Annotated in this window: 16 protein-coding genes; 6 read left to right on the plus strand and 10 right to left on the minus strand. The window is 45.4% G+C overall.

The features are described from left to right. Positions 1-24 precede the first annotated feature (24 nt). Positions 25-1962, plus strand: a complete 1938-nt coding sequence (locus AAC052_RS10665; protein WP_339813145.1) for an ABC-F family ATP-binding cassette domain-containing protein — start codon at positions 25-27, stop codon at positions 1960-1962. Between the two features lies 1 nt (position 1963). On the opposite strand, the gene AAC052_RS10670 is transcribed toward AAC052_RS10665, so the two are convergent. Continuing rightward, complete coding sequence (locus tag AAC052_RS10670) at positions 1964-2764, minus strand: ion transporter (RefSeq protein ID WP_339813147.1); 801 nt, start codon at positions 2762-2764, stop codon at positions 1964-1966. 146 nt (positions 2765-2910) lie between these two features. Here AAC052_RS10670 and AAC052_RS10675 point away from each other — a divergent pair, with 146 nt between their 5' ends. Next, positions 2911-3495: a toxin-antitoxin system YwqK family antitoxin gene (locus tag AAC052_RS10675; RefSeq protein WP_317492278.1), complete on the plus strand. Its 585-nt coding sequence runs from the start codon at positions 2911-2913 to the stop codon at positions 3493-3495. A gap of 4 nt (positions 3496-3499) precedes the next feature. Here the strand turns inward: AAC052_RS10675 and AAC052_RS10680 are convergent, their stop codons facing one another. The 4 genes from AAC052_RS10680 to AAC052_RS10695 form a co-directional block, all read right to left on the minus strand. Continuing rightward, positions 3500-4273, minus strand: coding sequence for a hypothetical protein (locus AAC052_RS10680; protein ID WP_339813149.1), 774 nt, complete (start codon positions 4271-4273; stop codon positions 3500-3502). A gap of 8 nt (positions 4274-4281) precedes the next feature. Then, the gene (locus AAC052_RS10685; protein ID WP_317492280.1) at positions 4282-5625 is read right to left on the minus strand and encodes a hypothetical protein; all 1344 of its coding nucleotides are present in this window, start codon (positions 5623-5625) and stop codon (positions 4282-4284) included. Positions 5626-5803: 178 nt separating this feature from the next. Next, positions 5804-7240, minus strand: coding sequence for a hypothetical protein (locus AAC052_RS10690; protein WP_317492281.1), 1437 nt, complete (start codon positions 7238-7240; stop codon positions 5804-5806). After that, the gene (locus AAC052_RS10695) at positions 7224-7775 is read right to left on the minus strand and encodes an RNA polymerase sigma factor (protein ID WP_317492282.1); all 552 of its coding nucleotides are present in this window, start codon (positions 7773-7775) and stop codon (positions 7224-7226) included. The genes AAC052_RS10690 and AAC052_RS10695 overlap by 17 nt, the downstream gene beginning before the upstream one ends. 298 nt (positions 7776-8073) lie before the next feature. Here AAC052_RS10695 and AAC052_RS10700 point away from each other — a divergent pair, with 298 nt between their 5' ends. Then, a complete protein-coding gene (locus AAC052_RS10700) occupies positions 8074-9198 on the plus strand; it encodes a type IX secretion system plug protein domain-containing protein (protein WP_339813152.1) in 1125 nt (374 codons plus the stop codon). On the opposite strand, the gene AAC052_RS10705 is transcribed toward AAC052_RS10700, so the two are convergent. From AAC052_RS10705 to AAC052_RS10720, 4 genes are all read right to left on the minus strand, one after another. Beyond that, positions 9199-9912: a CRISPR-associated endoribonuclease Cas6 gene (locus AAC052_RS10705; RefSeq protein ID WP_317492284.1), complete on the minus strand. Its 714-nt coding sequence runs from the start codon at positions 9910-9912 to the stop codon at positions 9199-9201. A 214-nt stretch (positions 9913-10126) separates the two neighbouring features. Continuing rightward, on the minus strand, positions 10127-11224 hold the full coding sequence (gene ychF / locus AAC052_RS10710) for a redox-regulated ATPase YchF (RefSeq protein ID WP_317492285.1): 1098 nt from the start codon (positions 11222-11224) through the stop codon (positions 10127-10129). 16 nt (positions 11225-11240) lie between these two features. After that, complete coding sequence (locus AAC052_RS10715; protein WP_317492286.1) at positions 11241-12329, minus strand: AI-2E family transporter; 1089 nt, start codon at positions 12327-12329, stop codon at positions 11241-11243. Between the two features lie 68 nt (positions 12330-12397). Beyond that, positions 12398-12745 carry a DUF3276 family protein gene (locus tag AAC052_RS10720; protein WP_339813155.1) on the minus strand — a complete coding sequence of 116 codons (348 nt, stop codon included), beginning with the start codon at positions 12743-12745 and terminating at the stop codon, positions 12398-12400. A 241-nt stretch (positions 12746-12986) separates the two neighbouring features. Between AAC052_RS10720 and AAC052_RS10725 the strand changes: the two genes are divergently transcribed. Further along, the gene (locus AAC052_RS10725; protein ID WP_317492288.1) at positions 12987-13892 is read left to right on the plus strand and encodes a DUF58 domain-containing protein; all 906 of its coding nucleotides are present in this window, start codon (positions 12987-12989) and stop codon (positions 13890-13892) included. Positions 13893-13944: 52 nt separating this feature from the next. Here AAC052_RS10725 and AAC052_RS10730 read toward each other — a convergent pair whose 3' ends face one another. Beyond that, positions 13945-14292 (minus strand): 4Fe-4S binding protein, encoded by a 348-nt coding sequence (locus tag AAC052_RS10730; protein ID WP_317492289.1) that lies wholly within the window; start codon positions 14290-14292, stop codon positions 13945-13947. A gap of 101 nt (positions 14293-14393) precedes the next feature. Between AAC052_RS10730 and AAC052_RS10735 the strand changes: the two genes are divergently transcribed. After that, positions 14394-15404, plus strand: coding sequence for an acyl-CoA reductase (locus AAC052_RS10735; protein ID WP_339813157.1), 1011 nt, complete (start codon positions 14394-14396; stop codon positions 15402-15404). A 153-nt stretch (positions 15405-15557) separates the two neighbouring features. Then, on the plus strand, positions 15558-18296 hold the full coding sequence (gene acnA / locus AAC052_RS10740) for an aconitate hydratase AcnA (protein WP_339813158.1): 2739 nt from the start codon (positions 15558-15560) through the stop codon (positions 18294-18296). Positions 18297-18309: the final 13 nt, after the last annotated feature.

Raw genomic sequence — 18309 nt, forward strand, 5'->3', positions numbered from 1 at the left:
TCGTAAGGGCTCTAAATTTGCCGAATGATCTCAATCAATAATTTGAATTACAATATTGGCTCAAGAGTGCTGTACGAAGGGGCCAACCTGCACATAAAACCCAAAGACAAAATAGGGCTCATCGGCCTTAACGGAACAGGTAAGTCCACGCTGCTTAAAATGATTGTTGGTGACCTCACTATCGACGGTGGGGACATCAGCCAAAGTAAGGACTGCACCATTGGCTTTCTCAACCAGGATCTCCTCTCCTACCAATCTGCCGAACCCATTTTGGACGTGGCCATGAAAGCTTTCGCAGAAGCTGTCGACATTCACCACAAAATTGACAAGGTGTTGGCTGAAATGGAGGCCAATTATAGCGATGACCTGGTAACCAAACTTACCAAACTTCAGGAGAGATTCGAAGCGCTGGACGGCTACGCTATTCAATCAAAGGCTGAAGAGATATTGGAAGGTATCGGCTTTAGCACTAAAGACCTTACCAGACCCCTGAAGGAGTTCTCTGGTGGATGGAGAATGCGGGTGATGTTAGCAAAGCTGCTGCTTGAAAAGCCTTCGCTCCTCATGCTTGATGAACCTACCAACCACCTTGACCTTCCGTCCATTCAATGGGTAGAAAGCTACCTCAAAACATACGAAGGTGCGGTGATAGTGGTGTCTCACGACAGGCATTTTATCAACAACACGGTAAACACGATCGTGGAGGTAAGCAATGGAAAACTTAACCTTTACGCCGGTAACTACGATTTTTACCTGCAGGAGAAAGAGCTGAGAAATGAGATTCAAAAGAACGCCTTTGAAAACCAGCAGCAAAAGATTAAGCAGACCGAAAAGTTCATTGAACGATTCAAAGCCAAGGCTACCAAAGCCCGCCAGGTGCAAAGCCGTGTGAAAGCACTGGACAGAATGGACAAGATAGACGATGTGCTGGATGAAAACGCCAAAGTCAACTTCAGGTTCAACTTCAATAAGCCCAGCGGGCGCCATGTGATTCAGCTCACAGACGTATCCAAAAGCTACGGCGATCTCGTCATTCTCAAAAATACCAATGCTCATATAGAGCGAGGCGATAAAATCGCTTTGATCGGAGCCAACGGAAAAGGAAAGTCGACTTTGCTGCGCATCATCGCCGGCACCGACAAGGTGAATGGCAAGAGGGAGGAAGGCTACAACGTTATCAAGTCGTTCTACGCACAGCACCAGCTGGAGGCATTGAACATCGAGTACGAGATTCTTGAAGAAATGAAAGCTTCAGGAACAGACAAGACGGAGATGCAGCTGCGAAGTGTGCTGGGTTGTTTTCTTTTCTCCGATGAAGATGTTTTTAAAAAAATAAAGGTACTTTCCGGGGGCGAAAAGTCGAGGGTGGCGCTGGCCAAAACGTTGATTTCTGAGGCCAACTTCCTGCTGCTTGATGAACCTACCAACCACCTCGACATTCAGTCGGTCAACATCCTCATCCAGGCCCTGCAGCAGTATGAGGGAACATTTATTGTTGTATCTCACGACCGCTACTTTGTAACGGAAATCGCCAATAAAATCTGGTATATTGAGAACAACGAAATAAAGGAGTACCCGGGCACCTACGAGGAGTACATGTGGTGGAAAGAAAAGCAAGCGGCAGCAGCCCCCACCGTGCAGCCCCAGGTGAAAAAAGAAGAACCCAAGGCTAAGCCAAAGCCAGCCCCAAGCCAGAGCAATAACTTATCGATGGAGGCTCAGAAAGAGCTAAAAGCCTTGCGCAAAAAACTGGATGGAATAGAAAACGAAATTCTGGAGACTGAGGTAAAGATCGAAGAAGCAGAAAAAGAGCTTGCCTCGCCCGAGGTATTCGAGTCACCCGATGCTCTGGCACAAAGCAATGAAAAATACCAACTGATCAAAGCAGAGCTTGAAAAGCTAAATGATCAATGGGAAGAAACCGGAATAAAAATTGAAGAGTTGGAGAAGCAATTAGCCTGATTCAGCCCTTCACCTTTTTTTCAATTCTGGCCACCTGAGCCTTCAGCTCCTCAAGGAGGTGTTGAAGTTCTACGTTTTCCTCGTGTACAAATTCTTTAAGTTTTCGCTCCTCTTCGTCGATATCGTATTGATGGAGTTCATTCATCGTGTTCACTACAATGGCGATAAAAATATTGAGCGTGGTGTACGTAGCCAGGAGTATAAATGGCACGAAGAACACCCAGGCATTGGGCAGCTGCTCCATCACCGGCCTCGCTATGCCCGAGGCCCAGCTCTCCAGCGTCATTATCTGAAACAGCGTGAACATGGAGGCTCCAAGGTTACCAAACCACTGTGGAAACTGTTCTCCATAAAGGCTGGTGCCTATAACAGCGAAAATGTAAAAGATGATCATTACCAGCACACCTATCCAGCCAATGCTGGGAATCGATTTTAGAAGGGCTTCAATAATGATCCTCAGCTTCGGTACATTCTTCAGTAATCTAAGTGTGCGGAGTATCCTGAGCGTACGGAGAATAGACAAGTTACCGGCTGAGGGGATCAACGCAAGCAGCACGATGGAAAGGTCAAAGATGTTCCACGATTCGCCAAAGAATTTGGCCCGGTAAACCAGCAGCTTTACCAATAGCTCGACAACAAAAATCCCCAAAATGACCTCATCGAGCAGGTAAAGCCAATCTCCTGTGAAGGCCATTATGGTGGGAGATGTTTCAAGCCCAATAGTGATTGAATTCAGTACAATAAGTCCTATGATGAAATACTGAAAACGATCGCTTTCAAGAATCTTCTTTACTTTTTCCACGCAGCAAACTCTTTAATATTCAACATGCACTAAGCGGATGCAAAAGTAATTTCAAAAACTGAATCATGAACGCATTTCTTCTAAAATACATGTTTTGTTAAAGAGAACTTCTTTTTATTTTTCGATCTGAAAAAATCTGATCAAAAATGAAGGCAACTATTATCAACTCCATCTTTCTTGCAGGACTTTTTCTTGGTTGTTCGCAATCACAAACGGTGAGTGACGGTCCCGCATTTGCTGACCTCCCCCCCAGCGCGGTACGAACACCCTACCCTGGCGATGAATCTCTTGTGAAGGTACATGTGCTCGACATCAACGATAAGATAACAGCGGAGGGCGACTACTTGAATGGGCAAAAGGAAGGCAGCTGGACAGAATACTATCCGACTGGAGTGGTAAAAATGGTTACCAGCTATGTGAAAGGCAAAAAACAAGGCCCGCAGGTGATTGTAGATGAAAACGGGCAGGTGACAGAAAAGGCCTATTTTTTCGATGGTCAGCTGCATGGCACCTATGTTAAATACAACAGAAAAAACATAAGGGAAGAACGTACCTATCAGTTCGGTAAGCTAAATGGCATGTTGAGACTCTATCACGACAATGGCAACTTGATGGAGGAGAGCCCCTACGAGAATGGCGTGAGGGAAGGCATTGCGAAATGGTACAATACCGACGGCGAGGTAACAATCGAATACCTGTACAGAAATGGGGAGTGGATCAAAGACGAATGAAATCTTAGAAAGCCATTGATACTCCGAAATATACTCTTCGGATGGTTCTGGCTATGTTTTCGAAGCCGCCTGTTGTTCCCCACCAATTAGGGATACTGGCTTCTGAATAAATATTCTGAATCTTGTACCCGGACTTCAAATACACTGCATTGTTCCGACCGGCGATTTTCAAACCACCTCCAATATGCCACAAAAAGCCACCTCTCACTTTGTCGTAATTTCCCCAGTCGTTCGACCTTGCCCAGCCCAGGCCATAGCCCACGTTTGAGAAATAAAAGGGAGTTACCCGGCTTCGATAAAGGTCGCCTGTGAGGCTTAAAAACACCGGCATGATACGGAAATCGCCTGCCTGCTGGTAGCCAACACCGATGCCCGGCTGCAAAAACCGATTAACTACATAGGCATGGTTTGTTTCAAGGTACAAGTACGGCGAAGCCACATCCCACTGGTTGGCCTTGCCAAAATCGAGACCGAACTCAGCAGAATGCCAAAACATCCCCTTGGTTGGCATTTTCAGAGAGTGAATAATCTTCGTGTTCATCACCCTGCCGGCATCTACTATGAGGGTGTCTCCCGTTGTCCGGAGAAAAACAAAGTCCCCTGCGGCATTGTATTCAAGCACTTTACCCCGCACAACGCCTATTTTTTCTATTCTGGCCTTGTCCTTTACCTGCATCTGTGCCATAAGCTGTGCAGGCGCAAAAAAATAAAAGAGACAGCCCCACAGGAGCCATCCCTTCCGGTTGAAAATGATATTTTTAGTAGTTTGATTACTCATCGGTCAGGCTACAAAGCTAACACAGGTATTGTGCTCAACAGCTCAAGCTTTCCTTCACAGTCATACTCATATTGGTACAGGCCGTCTTCTCCGATCATCATCAGTACACCATTGAGTGGAATGACGTCAAAAGCATGCATATTGGTATAGTTGGCCACCAAATGGTCATCTATGGCTGTCAGATCTGTTTTATCAAAAAGCTTGAGGCCAAACTCCCCTTCGCAGATAAACAGGCACTTTCCATCTACCCCCAGTCCATGTGGGTTTTGCATCGGATAGGTTTGAAACGATTTTGGATTTTTTAAATCTGATATGTCAACAATCTCGAGCTGATTGGTGAACCCCTGACAAGCATTGCCTGACCTTAGCGTCACATATGCGTAGTCGCCTTCTACAACCACAGGGTCGCAGCTTTGAATGTGCTGGTACGTTGAAAGGTGCTCCGGTGCTTCCGGATTTGCATTGTCGTAAATGTGCATGCCGTTATTGGCACCTATAAACAGCTTATCTTCATAGGGAAACAGTGTCTCTATTCCCCAGCCAATGTCTACTCTGGCACCCGACTGTGGGTCATCAAGCTGTGTGATGTCGAATAAATACAACGAACTGGCGTCGATAGTGTAAAGGAAGTCTTCATAAATGGCAAACCTGGCCATTGATCCACCTACACCTGCATCGGCAGAGGTGGTGGCTGGTGCGGCGCCCGAAGTATTAGCGACAAACTTAGTACCTGATGCGAAACCAACCGCAGACTCTGCATCAACGGCATAGTAGATCAGGCCTCCGCCGCCAGTCTGGCAGTCGATTTCACTAACCTCAGCTACGCTGGCCTCTTCGTAGGAAGTAACCACACCGCTCCATGCGTCAAAGTTGAACGGCAGGTTGGCGAACTCCTGAAAAGCACCTTCCACCCGCTTCACCATCTTGACATCATTGACATTTGAGATGTCAAATACCAATAAGTCGATATAGCTGTCAGCGTACAGGTAATTTCCTTTGGCGGCCATATCAAAGTTGCCTGGAATGGTAACAAAAGACAGCTGACGGGGCGAAGATGGGTTCGTGTTGTCAATAATGTGAATGCCCTCACCTACTTCGTTGATAAAAAGGATGCCATCCTTGAAGTAGATTTTTCCGGGCTGGTTAACAGATTGAGGAGTACCAAAAGCTACTGCGCTTCTAATTTCTTCCGTTGTGGTGTATACCGGCTTGAAATAGGTATACGACCTGTCTACTTCACAAGTGTCGGTACAACCGGTCGACAGAAAACCTATGACAATCAATATCACAATTGACACAACCGTGATTCTGAAAATGTCTTTGACTTCGTGGGGGTGAAATTCTGCATTCATCTGAATATATTTTTTTTAAGCGGCCAGATGGAATAGCCACCATCTCCTTGAAAATGAAAATCGCATGTTCGATAAATTTTTTCATGTCCGTTGGCAATGGAATTCGCTATGGCTATTTCATATACTAAAAGAATAGGTGTGCACAAATGACACTGTCATATGCCGATTGGTTGGAAACCTATCTCAGCTCATACCGAACGCCCGCCTGCACTCCCCATAGCCTTGGCGCACTAGCATATCCATCAGTGTTCTTGGTCAGGCTTGTAATCGCCTGGCGGTAATACGGTTCCACAACGACTTTATAGTGACTGTTGATGGCGTAATTAACCTCCAAGCCAAGAGTCCCATTTAAATACACGCTCCGGTAAGGCGATTGGTCTCCAGATTTTGTTCTCACATCCTCAAGGTCTTTGCCTTTTATCACACTCCCGAGCAAAAACTCATTAGAAACACCGGTGTTCAAAACGATCCCGGCCCGCCTGTCCAACAGAATCACGCCGACCTTTACCGGCACAGAAATGAACTCATACGTATTGGTGATTTTCGTTCTTTCTCCATCGTAGGAGTATTGTGAGGATGAAAACACATTCTGAATGTCATCACTCAACAGACTCACCTGATTCAGCGCATAACGCTTATCGTTCGACTCGTCGTTCAACACCAGGTTGGTACTTCCGTTGCTATTGTACCTTCCATATTGAAGCCCCGTATGCAACAGAATTTTCCTGAAAATGCGTTTACCAATGCTTGCTCCAAATGAGAACGTTCCGCCCTGTGCGTTCGACTCATTGTATGTTCTGGAAGAAACAGCTCCAACCAGCCCATTGGCGGCGTTAAAATCATTTGTCTTTAGCTCTCCACTGTTTTCTGCTACAAGAGAGGCTTCGTCGGCGCTGGCAGAAGCAAACAAGTTGCCTCCAGACCGGAAACCATAATTAGGATTAAAAGTACCACTACCAACTCCAAGGCCAGCCAACAAAGGCTGATCTCCCATTTCCTTCTTTTTTCGCTGCATGGGACGTACCACACCATACAAGTGATTCACCTCCAGTTTCGATAAGTTACTGGCCAGCGTTTCGGAACTGAAAATGCCGGTAACAGAAGGGATAGCCACATCAAACATATTTTCTTCAGAGGCTGAAGTCTCGTCTATCGGAGTTAACTCCTGCTTGGCAGCTTCACTACCACTATTACCAACTGTAGCTACCGCCAAAAAGGGCTTAGTATCCTTTTGATAAAAATCAGGCTTATCATCTTCGGTGAGTGTGGAGGTTGTGGAAGCTACTTCATTTTCCATCTTCATATCCCTAAGTTCAGGGCTTTGTGCGGCTTGAGAATTGGCAGCGTTCTCTTTGGTGTTGCCAGCAATCTCATTGTCAACCAGAGAGGAGGTTCCATTGAGCAAAAGTGCCACACCCAAACCAACGGCGACGGTTGTCATGGCGGCAGCTGCCCATCTGTAGTAAAAGATGGCCTTCCTGTACTTTCCTTCTTTTTGAGTGGCAAGCCTTGCTTCTACTCTCTCCCACACCATAGGAGACGGTGGCACGCTGGCTCCGTCAAAAGCCTGTCGCCACTGGCTTTCGAAAAATTCGTTGTTATCTGCGGCTTCCATAATTTGTACTTTCTAATTTCTCAAGTTTCTCCTGTAGCAGCTGCTTTGCTCTGGCATACTGCGACTTGGAGGTTCCCTCGGTAACACCAAGGAGCTCTGCTATTTCATGATGTTTATACCCTTCAATAGCATACAGGTTAAATATTGTCTGACACCCCGACGGAAGATCCTGAATCATTCCCATTAAATCTTCCAGTTGAAGTCCCGCAAGCATGTCGTGATTCGTCGATGGTTGCCGTAACTCAGCCACATCCACCATCGGATACATATAAAGCTTGTTGCGCTGATGATTGAGCGCAGTGTTAATCACGATCCGCTTGATCCAGTAAAATAGCGATGACTCCTTACGGAATGTTTTGATGTGGTTGAATACCTTCACAAATCCTTCCTGCAAAACATCTTCAGCTTCCTGCTGCATTTTGCAGTACCTCAAACAAATGGCATACATCTGCCCACTATACTTTTGGTATAGCTGATATTGCATGTGTCTGTCCTCTTTGGCACATCCCTCTATCAACTCTTCATCAGTAGGCATTCTGCGAGTTATCGGTTTAGGTTTTGACTTTTATGACACCAGGTCTGAAAAAATGGTTGGAATTATGCAGATTTGTAGAAAATGAATTTAGTTGCCGTTCGTTTAGCTATCGATGAAACATCTCAACTACTTCTTACTCCTAGTCATTTTCTGCTTATTTTTCACTGGCTGCCTTCCCCTCGAGCAAGTTGCCAATACCAGCACTTCGGACGCTGTTCTGGAGCTCAGCGACAGATCATACGAAGATAACATCAGGTTGGTTCGCCTTTTTCCAAATTCCGGAAAAACTGAAGATACTATGCAGCCCCCTATCGTGCATATCAGCCAACCTTCAGCGCTCACACTCAAATTTGATGAAATTCTAAGTGACTTCCAGCAATACAACGCCTACATCGTTCACTGCAATTTTAATTGGGAGCGATCGGCCCTTACCGACATGGAGTTTCTCAATGAGTACAACTCCTACCCTGTCAACAACTATCAGTACTCCCAAAGCACCATCGTTCCTTACACGCAATACTCGCTTGAGCTTCCTAGGGTGAAAAAATCCGGAAACTATGTAGTAGTAGTGTATCGGGGAACAAACAAATCAGATATCATATTAAGCAGGCGTTTTATGGTGTTCGAAGGCGGGGCGGATATCCAAATGGAGGTTCGGATTTCGTCGAGTGTTGCAGAAAGAGAAGAAAATCACCAGGTTGAATTCTCTGTTAACTATGGCGGACTAACGTCGACCAATGCTTACAACGACTTTAAGGTAATGGTGCGCCAAAACAGAAGGTGGGACAACGCCATTCTCAACCTGAAACCCACGCTGGTGAGAGAAGACCAGAGCTATATGGAGTACCGAAATTTTACGCTCCAGAACAATTTCAAATCAACAAGAGAATTCAGGTTCTTCGATATCCGATCGCTGAGTTACAACGGTCGCAATGTGGGCAAAATAGAAAAAAGCCAAAATGAAATAAGGGCATTACTTTTGAAAGACGCCTCCCGGTTCAGCGAGCCCTACAGCAGAATGCAGGACCTTGACGGCAACTTTTTCATCGGTTCCACAGAGCCTAACACCAGTGATTTACAGACCGACTATGTGAAGGTGATGTTTTTCCTGGAAACAGAAAAAGTTGAAGCAACCGAAGTGTACGTAATCGGCGGCTTTAACGACTGGCAGAAAACCCCTCAGAACAGGTTGGTCTACGATGATCTCTCGGGCATGTACACCGCATCCTTGTTGCTAAAGCAGGGATTTTACAATTATATGTATTGGGCAAAAGGGAACGACATTGATCCCTACATGTTTGAAGGGTACAACTTCCAGGCTGAAAATGAATACGAAGTGTTCGTTTACTTTAAAACTCCCGGGTCATTTGTAGATCGACTTGTCGGCTACCAGAGCATCATCCACAACGGCCCGAAAAACTGATCAGGTAGTAGTTTCAGCGAACTCATAGGTAACCGCTCTCTTGCTTGGATCGGCATTGGCGATGTCAAGCATACCGAAGCCCTTGTGGCAAAACTGCCCCAACCCACAGGTGAAAATAAACTCCTGAACCACCTTAGGTGCATAAAGGACAAAAGGAAAGGTATAGCCCCTTATTTCGTATTTCAAGTCCTGATCATACAGCGGGTATATCCTGGCGAACTTCTTTTGACTTTCCCTTATTTTATTTAAATAGTCCTCATCAGGAACCAACTGAAACTTACCAATACCTTCAATTTTCTGAGGATCTTCTCCGGCTTGCTCCATCCTTTGAATGGTGGATTCAAAAAGGAGATCAGAGAAGGTGTCTGTTTCTGGTGAAATGAATTTTTTAGCTTCTGCGTCATACAAAGACGGCTGAAGCACTACGATAGGCGAAATGCAAATATACCTTGAGGCATCAGTTATTTCCGGATGATCCTCCAGCTCCACTGCCTCCGGCTCTAGCATTAAGTTGCCAATATCTACCTTAGGAAAGGTAAACAACACCCTGAGGAAGTAGTCGATAAAAGCCTTGTTATTGCTTGCAACAACCAGCGTAACTCTCCGGCTGTAAAAATGCAAACCTTGCCTGCTTATCTTTGTCTGTCCTTTAAGGCCGCTGAAATTGTAAAAAGGGTAGTCGATAAACTCCTTCTGACCTCCTTTTACGAGCATTCCCTTAATAAGCTGAGCTAAAAGATACTGGTGATGGAAGGGAACAAACCCTCCCTTATTCTTAACTTGAAAAACGATACGTACCCTCAATAGCGTAAAAATTATGTAGAAAATAGGCCTGAACAATCAAACTCCATTTTCCTCGTACTTAAAATGTTCATGAGAAAAACAATAAATCCAAAAAATTGTTCATCCCTGGGCATAAAAGAGCTGGTTAAACATTAAATCTGAAGTGCATGATATCACCATCCTGCACTTCGTATTCTTTGCCCTCAATATAAATCTTACCAGCCTCTTTACAAGCATTTTCGGAGCCATATTTCTCGTAGTCGGCCAATTTTATTACCTCTGCCCTGATAAATCCACGTTCAAAGTCGGTATGGATAACGCCAGCCGCTTTAGGCGCCTTCCAACCTTTTTCTATGGTCCATGCCCTTACCTCCTTCACTCCTGCTGTAAAGTACGTAATCAGGTCAAGTATATTGTATGAAGCTTTAATTAGTCTATTCAATCCCGAATCTTTGAGCCCATACTCCTCTAAAAAGAGTGCTCTTTCATCGAGATCTTCCAGCTCGGCTATCTGCGACTCTATAGCGGCACAAAGGATGACCACTTCGGCATTTTCTTCTGCAACAGACGCCTTCAACTTCTCCACCCATTGGTTACCCGCTGGCAACGAACCCTCATCCACATTGGCTACATAAATAACCGGTTTTATGGTGAGCAGCTGCAAATCTGCCACGGCTTCTCTGCCTGCTTCAGGCATATCAAGCACTCTGGCATTCTTGCCAGACTCCAAATGCTTCTTATAAGCCTGCACATATCCCAGCTCAGTCCGTGCCTTGGCGTCACCCGATTTGGCTATTTTCTCAAGACGCTGTATCTTTTTATCAACCGACTCCAAATCCTTCAACTGAAGTTCAGTGTCAATCACCTCTTTGTCTTCCACCGGGTTTACCGTGCCGGACACGTGCACGATGTTGTCGTCTTCGAAGCACCTCACTACATGGATGACTGCATCTACTTCCCGGATGTTGCCAAGAAATTTATTACCCAACCCTTCACCCTTGCTGGCACCCTTCACAAGGCCTGCAATGTCCACAAATTCGATAAAAGTCGGAATGATTTTCTCAGGATGAACCAATTTCTCCAGCACCTGCAGTCTTTCGTCGGGCACAGTGATCACGCCCACATTGGGCTCAATTGTACAAAACGGGTAATTGGCCGCCTCGGCCTTAGCATTCGAAAGAGCATTAAACAGTGTCGACTTGCCTACATTAGGCAGTCCCACAATCCCACATTGCAATCCCATGAAATATGATCAATTGTTACTTTTTGAATATCTGATACCCCTTAAAGCCAGCATAAACCTCAATTGTAGACACTCTTAAGATTGTGTACGTAGGGATGGCTGCTATCATTCCGGGGATACCTGCAATTGTTGCGCCGGCAAAGATAATAACAAATATTTCTAATGGATGGGCTTTTACACTTTTTGAGAAAATGAGCGGCTGCAACAATATGTTGTCGGCAGCTTGCACAATACCAAACACCGACAGAATTTTCACCACTATAATCAAAAGATCCTGAGAAAGGCTAATATCTCCACTAGTTGAAACGCCCACTACTATCCCAAAACTGGCACCCAGCATTGGCCCGAGGTAGGGAATAAGGTTGGCTACCGCTGCAAATACAGCAATCGTCAATGCGTACTTTACCCCTAGTATCGACAAGCCCAAAGACGCAATGCTGAAGATGGAGGCCATCTGGAAAAGCAGCCCAATCAAATAGTTGCTCAGAAGTTTTTCTATCTTAAACATCGCTGCTATAAACACCTCAAAATACTGATTAGGTATCAGAGCAATGATTTGCCTCCTTAAAATCCCGTTCTCCAGCAAAAGAAAGAAGGTGATAAATGACACCGCCAGGAAACCAACCAAAAGCCCTCCGGTCACCGATATCAGGTTATTCAACAGCAACGTAAAGTCAACCTCCGAAAGCAACCCAAAAAGGCTCTCTCTGATCGACTCAAAAAGAAAGCCTTCCTGCTGAACTGTCAGCTTATTCTCAATAAGAAATTGCTCTATACTATTAAAAGGCTGGCTTACGGATGTCAGTACCGAATCGTAGCTTATTTGTGAAAGCACCTTCACCTGTTCGCTGAAAAGTGGGATAAACAGCATCACAAAGAGCGTAACTACGACAATGACTATCGAAAACGAGAAAATGATGGCAATTGGCCTTGGAATTCTGTTGTTAAGAACGTGGATCTGATGGATGGTGTTGGTTAGTGGCCTAAGCAGGGTCGCTAAAACCAATGAGAAGATCAGATAAATAAATATGTTGGAGAAATACCAGCTAATAAACACCAGGACAACCAGCATCAAAAGCAGGTAGAGCAGCATTCGTCTAACCATGTGCCTAAAGTAAAAAAAGAAAGCCCTTGTATACCAAGGGCTCGCAAAATATTGTTTGAAGAATCAGATCAATCCCACTTCAACTCTGAATCATCTTCGGGAATATCTTCGTCGCCCCCTGCTTCCATTTTCACTTCGAACTGTGAAAAATCAACCCCCGGAAGAAGTTCCGTTTTTACATGATTAACCGAGTCGTTCAATGCTTCGATAAACTTATCGAAGTCTTCCTTGTACAAAAATATTTTATGCTTTTCGTAGAAAAACCCATCCTCCTTAAATTTCCTTTTACTCTCGGTAATAGTCAGGTAATAGTCGTTGGATTTTGTGGCTTTGATGTCAAAGAAATAGGTTCGCTTACCTGCCCTTACTTTCTCAGAATACACTTCACCTCTGCTTTTATCCTTATTCTCTTCCACTTGATTCCGGTTTAGGTTTGGTCAAAAATAAAAGTTTATCGGAAATACCCGAATATTTGTTGAATACAATCGTTCAAAATAGAAAATACGCAAAACACTCACCAGGATCATTCAGCCTCTTTGCAATAATGGGATTGAGTAACCCAAACAATATTTATTGGTTATCCGAAAAATAACAAGTTAATTCATGACAATCAATAATTAGAGACATTCACTTAGTCAATGTTATTAATTAATTCAAATGAAGGTTGATTTCAGCAAGGTAAAGGAATACGGTGGGTTAGAATTTTTAGCCCGACAAATGGTAGAGGGCTTCATCACGGGAATGCACAAATCACCCTACCATGGCTTTTCAGTCGAGTTTGCTGAACACCGGCTATATAATACCGGAGAAAGCACCCGCCATATCGACTGGAAGGTGTTTGCCAGAACGGACAGGATATACACCAAGCGATTTGAAGAAGAGACCAACCTGCGCTGCTACATCGTGTTGGATCACTCCTCGTCCATGTACTATCCCGAAAAAACACACGGCAAAATTAAGTTTTCCGCTCTGGCGGCGGCGGCTTTGGCTTATTTGCTTCACAAGCAACGTGATGCCGTCGGTCTTTTCACCTTTGCAGAAGAAATTGAGCTTCAAACACAGGTAAAATCTACGTCCAGCCATATCCAAAAGCTTTTCATTTTGCTCAATGGCCTGCTGGAAAGCACTCCTACCCTCAAAAAAACCAATGTTGCTGAAGTGCTGCATCAGGTAGCAGAAAAAATCCACAAACGTTCGCTCGTCATCATCTTCAGCGACATGTTTCAAAACTACGCCGACCACGAACAAATATTTTCGGCGCTGCAGCATTTGAAACACAACCGGCACGAAGTATTGATGTTTCATGTTACCGACAAGTCGACTGAGATTGATTTCTCTTTCGAGGATCGGCCTTACGAGTTCATGGATTTGGAGGGTGGAGAAAAAATTAAGCTGACGCCTTCACAGGTAAAAGAGTCGTACCACAAGGCTGTGGCAGAGTTTGCCAGCACCCTCAAGCTAAGATGTGGTCAGCTAAAAATAGACCTGGTTGAAGCCGACATTCAGGACGACATCAACAAAATATTGACGGGCTACCTCATTAAAAGGACAAAACTTAACTAGAATGGCACAAAAAAAGCGGCTTATGCCGCTTTCATTCACACATATCTGAATACTATTCGTCGTGTAGCCAGGTCTTCTTAGCGGTAAGCTCTTCCACTGTTTCTCTGTAGTCTGGGTCATCCACACAACAGTCAACCGGACACACCGCAGCACACTGTGGTTCTTCGTGAAATCCAGTGCACTCAGTACACTTTTGAGACACTATATAATAGAACTCATCAGAAAATGGCTGTTGAGCTTCGTTTCCGTCAACTACTGTTCCGTCTTCAAGCTCAACCTGAGTAAGCTTGGTTCCGCCAGCCCAGGTCCACTCCACACCGCCTTCATAGATAGCGGTATTGGGGCATTCTGGCTCGCATGCACCACAGTTGATACACTCATCGGTGATCATTATTGCCATATTGATACTTAATTTTTGATTCTACAATTACCTTTACCAAACAAAAGTAGAAATGGAATGTTTGAGTTCCAATTTATTTTTGCTTTGCAAAATAATCCAAAATGAAGTTAGAGGAAAGAGTAAATGCAATATCCGCCCTGGGCGACTACTTAAAAGAGCTGAATGAGGCTGCGAAAAGTGACCTGTTTCTACGGGCAGCCAATGAAAACCCTTGGTTCACAAAGGAGAGCCTTCACCTTGCCTGGCAGGGCATTCTCAATTTTCTCTCAAAGGAGAAACTAACACAATGGACTTCTTCCTATACATTTACTAACGGCAAACCAAAAAAAGTGGGTCTCGTGATGGCAGGTAACATTCCCATGGTGGGCTTTCACGATCTTTTGTCCGTTATCATTGCCGGGCACAGAGCATTGGTAAAACCCAGTTCTCAGGACAGTGCCCTCATTCGTTTTATTATCGACTCGCTCAACGAGATTCAGCCTGAGCTGGGCAGGCAAGTAGCAGTGGTAGAAAGGCTCAACGACATGGAAGCCGTCATTGCCACCGGCAGCGACAACTCGTCTCGCTATTTCGAATACTACTTCTCGAAGGTGCCCAACATTATCAGGAAAAACAGAACCTCGTGTGCTATCATTTCAGGTGAGGAATCTTTGGAGGATCTGCTGGCGCTCGGCGACGACCTGTTCAGCTACTTTGGCCTTGGCTGCAGAAATGTATCCAAGCTTTATGTGCCTGCAGGTTATGCATTACCTACTCTGCTCGACGCCATTCAACCTTTCAATCAGCTGCTGGAGCACCATAAGTACAGAAACAACTACGATTACCACAAGTCCATTATGCTGGTAAACGGAGAACCCCACCTTGACTCTGGATTCTCCCTTTTCCGGGAAAGCACCGACCTTGTTTCGCCCGTCTCAGTGGTGTATTACGAATGCTATGAAGACGAAGCTGCCTTGTCACAAAAACTAGTGGCTAATGAGGAAAAGATTCAGGCCATCGCTTCCTGGAGAGGGCAATATCCCAGGTCGCTTCCTTTCGGAACATTGCAAAAGCCAGAACTGTGGGACTATGCCGATGGCGTTGACACGCTGAAGTTTCTTTCCGGGTTATAACGGGGACACACGAGTGAACTTTTATCCGGAACTACTACTTGTGATAAAAGGAAAGTACAATAATTTTTATAAATCGTGCCGTTGCCCAAAGTTCCGTTTCTTTTACACACTAATTCAATTAAATTTGATTTTTAAGATATAAACCACAGAAAAATGAGTAAAGATTTCTTTGGAATAGAGAAAGAGCTGAAAACACCTCTAGGCACACACAAATATTACAATTTGAGGGACTTGAGCAAGAAGGACGCAAGAGTATCGAAACTGCCCTACTCTATCCGTATTTTGCTTGAAAACGCCATCCGTAACTACGACGCTTTTGCTGTCACCGAGCAGCACCTGGAAACGCTTTTGAACTGGAAACAAACCCAGGGCAAAAAAGAAATTCCTTACACGCCGGCCAGAGTGCTGATGCAGGACTTCACTGGTGTGCCGGCCGTTGTCGACATAGCCTCTATCAGAGCAGAAGTGGCCCGCAAAGGCAAAGACATCGGGAAAACCAATCCTCTCGTACCAGCTGCCATGGTCATTGACCACTCGGTAATGGTAGAATATTTTGGCACTCAACTGTCGTACGGCAAGAATGTTGACCTCGAATATTCAAGAAATTCAGAAAGATATAAACTCCTTAAATGGAGTCAGAAAGCCTTCGATAACTTCACGGTTGTCCCTCCAGGGATGGGCATTTGCCATCAGGTGAACCTGGAGTATCTGGCAAGTGGAGTGATAGAAAGAGACGGTTATCTTTTCCCTGACACACTGGTAGGTACCGACTCCCACACACCAATGGTGAACGGTATTGGCGTACTCGGCTGGGGTGTTGGTGGCATTGAGGCAGAGGCAGCCATGCTGGGCCAGCCAATTTACATGACCCTTCCCGAAGTAATCGGCTTGAAGATCAGCGGTAAAATGAAAGAAGGCATCACTGCGACAGACCTTGTGCTGACAGTGACTCGCTTGCTTCGTGACTATGGCGTAGTAGAGAAAATCGTTGAGGTATTCGGCCCAGGTCTTGCCAACCTTACTGTTCCCGACCGGGCTACTATCTCTAATATGTCACCTGAGTTCGGCTGCACGGATACGCACTGGCCTGTAGACGACCAGACATTGGCGTACCTGACCAGAACCAACAGGCCTGCCAACCATGTGAGCATGGTGGAAGCCTATTGCAAAGAAAACATGCTTTGGAGAGATAACTCTGAGCAAATTGAATACACCGACGTAATCGAACTGGATCTCGGTAGCATCGAGCCAACTATCTCTGGCCCGAAACGTCCTCAGGACAAAATCTTCCTGAAAGAAGCCAAAGAAAAAGTAATTGGTGTATTGAAAGATTCCCACAAGCGGGAGTATGTGACACCTGATGTCAGAACCGGTGGAAACTGGGCATCTGATGGTGGCTCATTGGCTACTGCTACGCAGACTGGCACAGCATTGCGCTCTGTAACAATGAAATCAGGGTCAATGACCTATGAGCTGAGCGATGCGTCGGTGGTTGTTGCCGCAATTACCTCATGTACCAACACTTCCAACCCAAGCGTAATGATTGGGGCCGGGCTGGTTGCTCAGAAGGCGGTAGAAAAAGGTCTGGACGTTAAGCCATGGGTAAAAACCTCTCTGGCTCCCGGCTCAAGGGTTGTGACGGAATACCTGAAAAAGGCGGAGCTACTCCCCTATCTGGAAGCCCTTAAGTTCCACGTGGTTGGTTACGGTTGCACCACTTGTATTGGTAACTCAGGCGATATGCCTCCTGCTATCCAAAAGGCTGTGATCGACAATGACCTGGTAGTAGCTTCAGTGCTTTCCGGTAACAGAAACTTTGAAGCCCGCATCCACCCGAACATCAAAATGAACTTCCTGGCATCACCCATGCTGGTTGTTGCATTTGCCATTGCTGGAAGGGTTGACTTTGACATGAACAATGAACCACTGGGGCTTGACCCGAATGGTGAGCCTGTTTTCCTGAAGGACATTTGGCCGTCTCAGGCGGAGATCAATGAAATGATGGAAAAAGTGGTTACTCCTGAGGACTACAAGAAAACCTACGACACCGTATTTGATGGTGACGAGGCTTGGCAAAAACTGGATGCCCCTACAGGCAATCTTTACAAATGGGACGAGACGTCGACATATATTCAGGAAGCGCCTTTCTTCAAAAATATTTCAGCAGATGTGCCTGAGCCAACCAATATCAAAGGTGCCAAGGTGCTGCTTCAACTGGGCGACATGGTGACAACCGATCACATCTCACCTGCTGGCAAATTTCAGCCGGAGCACCCCGCTGGCCAATACCTTGTGAAGAATGGTGTTGAGAAGCCTGATTTTAACTCTTACGGCTCACGTCGTGGCAACCACGAGGTGATGATGCGAGGCACTTTTGCCAACGTAAGGATTAAGAACAAACTGGCCAGCAAAGAAGGTGGATGGACAAAATATCATCCAACCGGCGAGGAAATGTACGTGTTTGATGCCTCCATGAAATATCAGGAAGCAGGCACACCATTGGTGGTGATTGGTGGCAAGGAATATGGGTCAGGATCCTCCAGAGACTGGGCTGCAAAAGGAACGACCTTACTTGGCGTAAAAGCGGTTATCGTGGAGAGCTTTGAGCGGATTCACAGATCGAACCTCGTTGGAATGGGCGTTCTTCCTTTGGTATTTGCTAACGGGCAAACGCAAGACACCCTCGGGCTGAAAGGAGATGAGTCGTATGACATCCTTGGCCTTGAAAAGGATTTGACCCCTAACAAGGTAGTGGACGTAATAGCAACGAGACCTGACGGTTCGAAAGTAGAGTTCAAAGCAGAACTAAGGCTGGACTCTAACGTCGATATTGCCTATTGGAAAAACGGCGGTATTTTGAACTATGTACTAAGAAATTTCCTTAAGGATTAAGGATTACGAATTT

Origin of the sequence: uncultured Imperialibacter sp., from assembly GCF_963974565.1 — a bacterium.
GTDB classification, from domain to species: domain Bacteria; phylum Bacteroidota; class Bacteroidia; order Cytophagales; family Cyclobacteriaceae; genus Imperialibacter; species Imperialibacter roseus.

What these genes read in the sequence shown, in the direction of transcription:
- AAC052_RS10665 (WP_339813145.1), top strand. Translation starts at nt 25, where the DNA reads ATGATCTCAATCAATAATTTGAATTACAATATTGGCTCAAGAGTGCTG.
- AAC052_RS10675 (WP_317492278.1), top strand. Translation starts at nt 2,911, where the DNA reads ATGAAGGCAACTATTATCAACTCCATCTTTCTTGCAGGACTTTTTCTT.
- AAC052_RS10680 (WP_339813149.1), bottom strand. Translation starts at nt 4,273, where the DNA reads ATGAGTAATCAAACTACTAAAAATATCATTTTCAACCGGAAGGGATGG.
- AAC052_RS10685 (WP_317492280.1), bottom strand. Translation starts at nt 5,625, where the DNA reads ATGAATGCAGAATTTCACCCCCACGAAGTCAAAGACATTTTCAGAATC.
- AAC052_RS10690 (WP_317492281.1), bottom strand. Translation starts at nt 7,240, where the DNA reads ATGGAAGCCGCAGATAACAACGAATTTTTCGAAAGCCAGTGGCGACAG.
- AAC052_RS10695 (WP_317492282.1), bottom strand. Translation starts at nt 7,775, where the DNA reads ATGCCTACTGATGAAGAGTTGATAGAGGGATGTGCCAAAGAGGACAGA.
- AAC052_RS10700 (WP_339813152.1), top strand. Translation starts at nt 8,074, where the DNA reads ATGCAGCCCCCTATCGTGCATATCAGCCAACCTTCAGCGCTCACACTC.
- AAC052_RS10705 (WP_317492284.1), bottom strand. Translation starts at nt 9,912, where the DNA reads ATGCTCGTAAAAGGAGGTCAGAAGGAGTTTATCGACTACCCTTTTTAC.
- ychF (WP_317492285.1), bottom strand. Translation starts at nt 11,224, where the DNA reads ATGGGATTGCAATGTGGGATTGTGGGACTGCCTAATGTAGGCAAGTCG.
- AAC052_RS10715 (WP_317492286.1), bottom strand. Translation starts at nt 12,329, where the DNA reads ATGGTTAGACGAATGCTGCTCTACCTGCTTTTGATGCTGGTTGTCCTG.
- AAC052_RS10725 (WP_317492288.1), top strand. Translation starts at nt 12,987, where the DNA reads ATGAAGGTTGATTTCAGCAAGGTAAAGGAATACGGTGGGTTAGAATTT.
- AAC052_RS10730 (WP_317492289.1), bottom strand. Translation starts at nt 14,292, where the DNA reads ATGGCAATAATGATCACCGATGAGTGTATCAACTGTGGTGCATGCGAG.
- AAC052_RS10735 (WP_339813157.1), top strand. Translation starts at nt 14,394, where the DNA reads ATGAAGTTAGAGGAAAGAGTAAATGCAATATCCGCCCTGGGCGACTAC.
- acnA (WP_339813158.1), top strand. Translation starts at nt 15,558, where the DNA reads ATGAGTAAAGATTTCTTTGGAATAGAGAAAGAGCTGAAAACACCTCTA.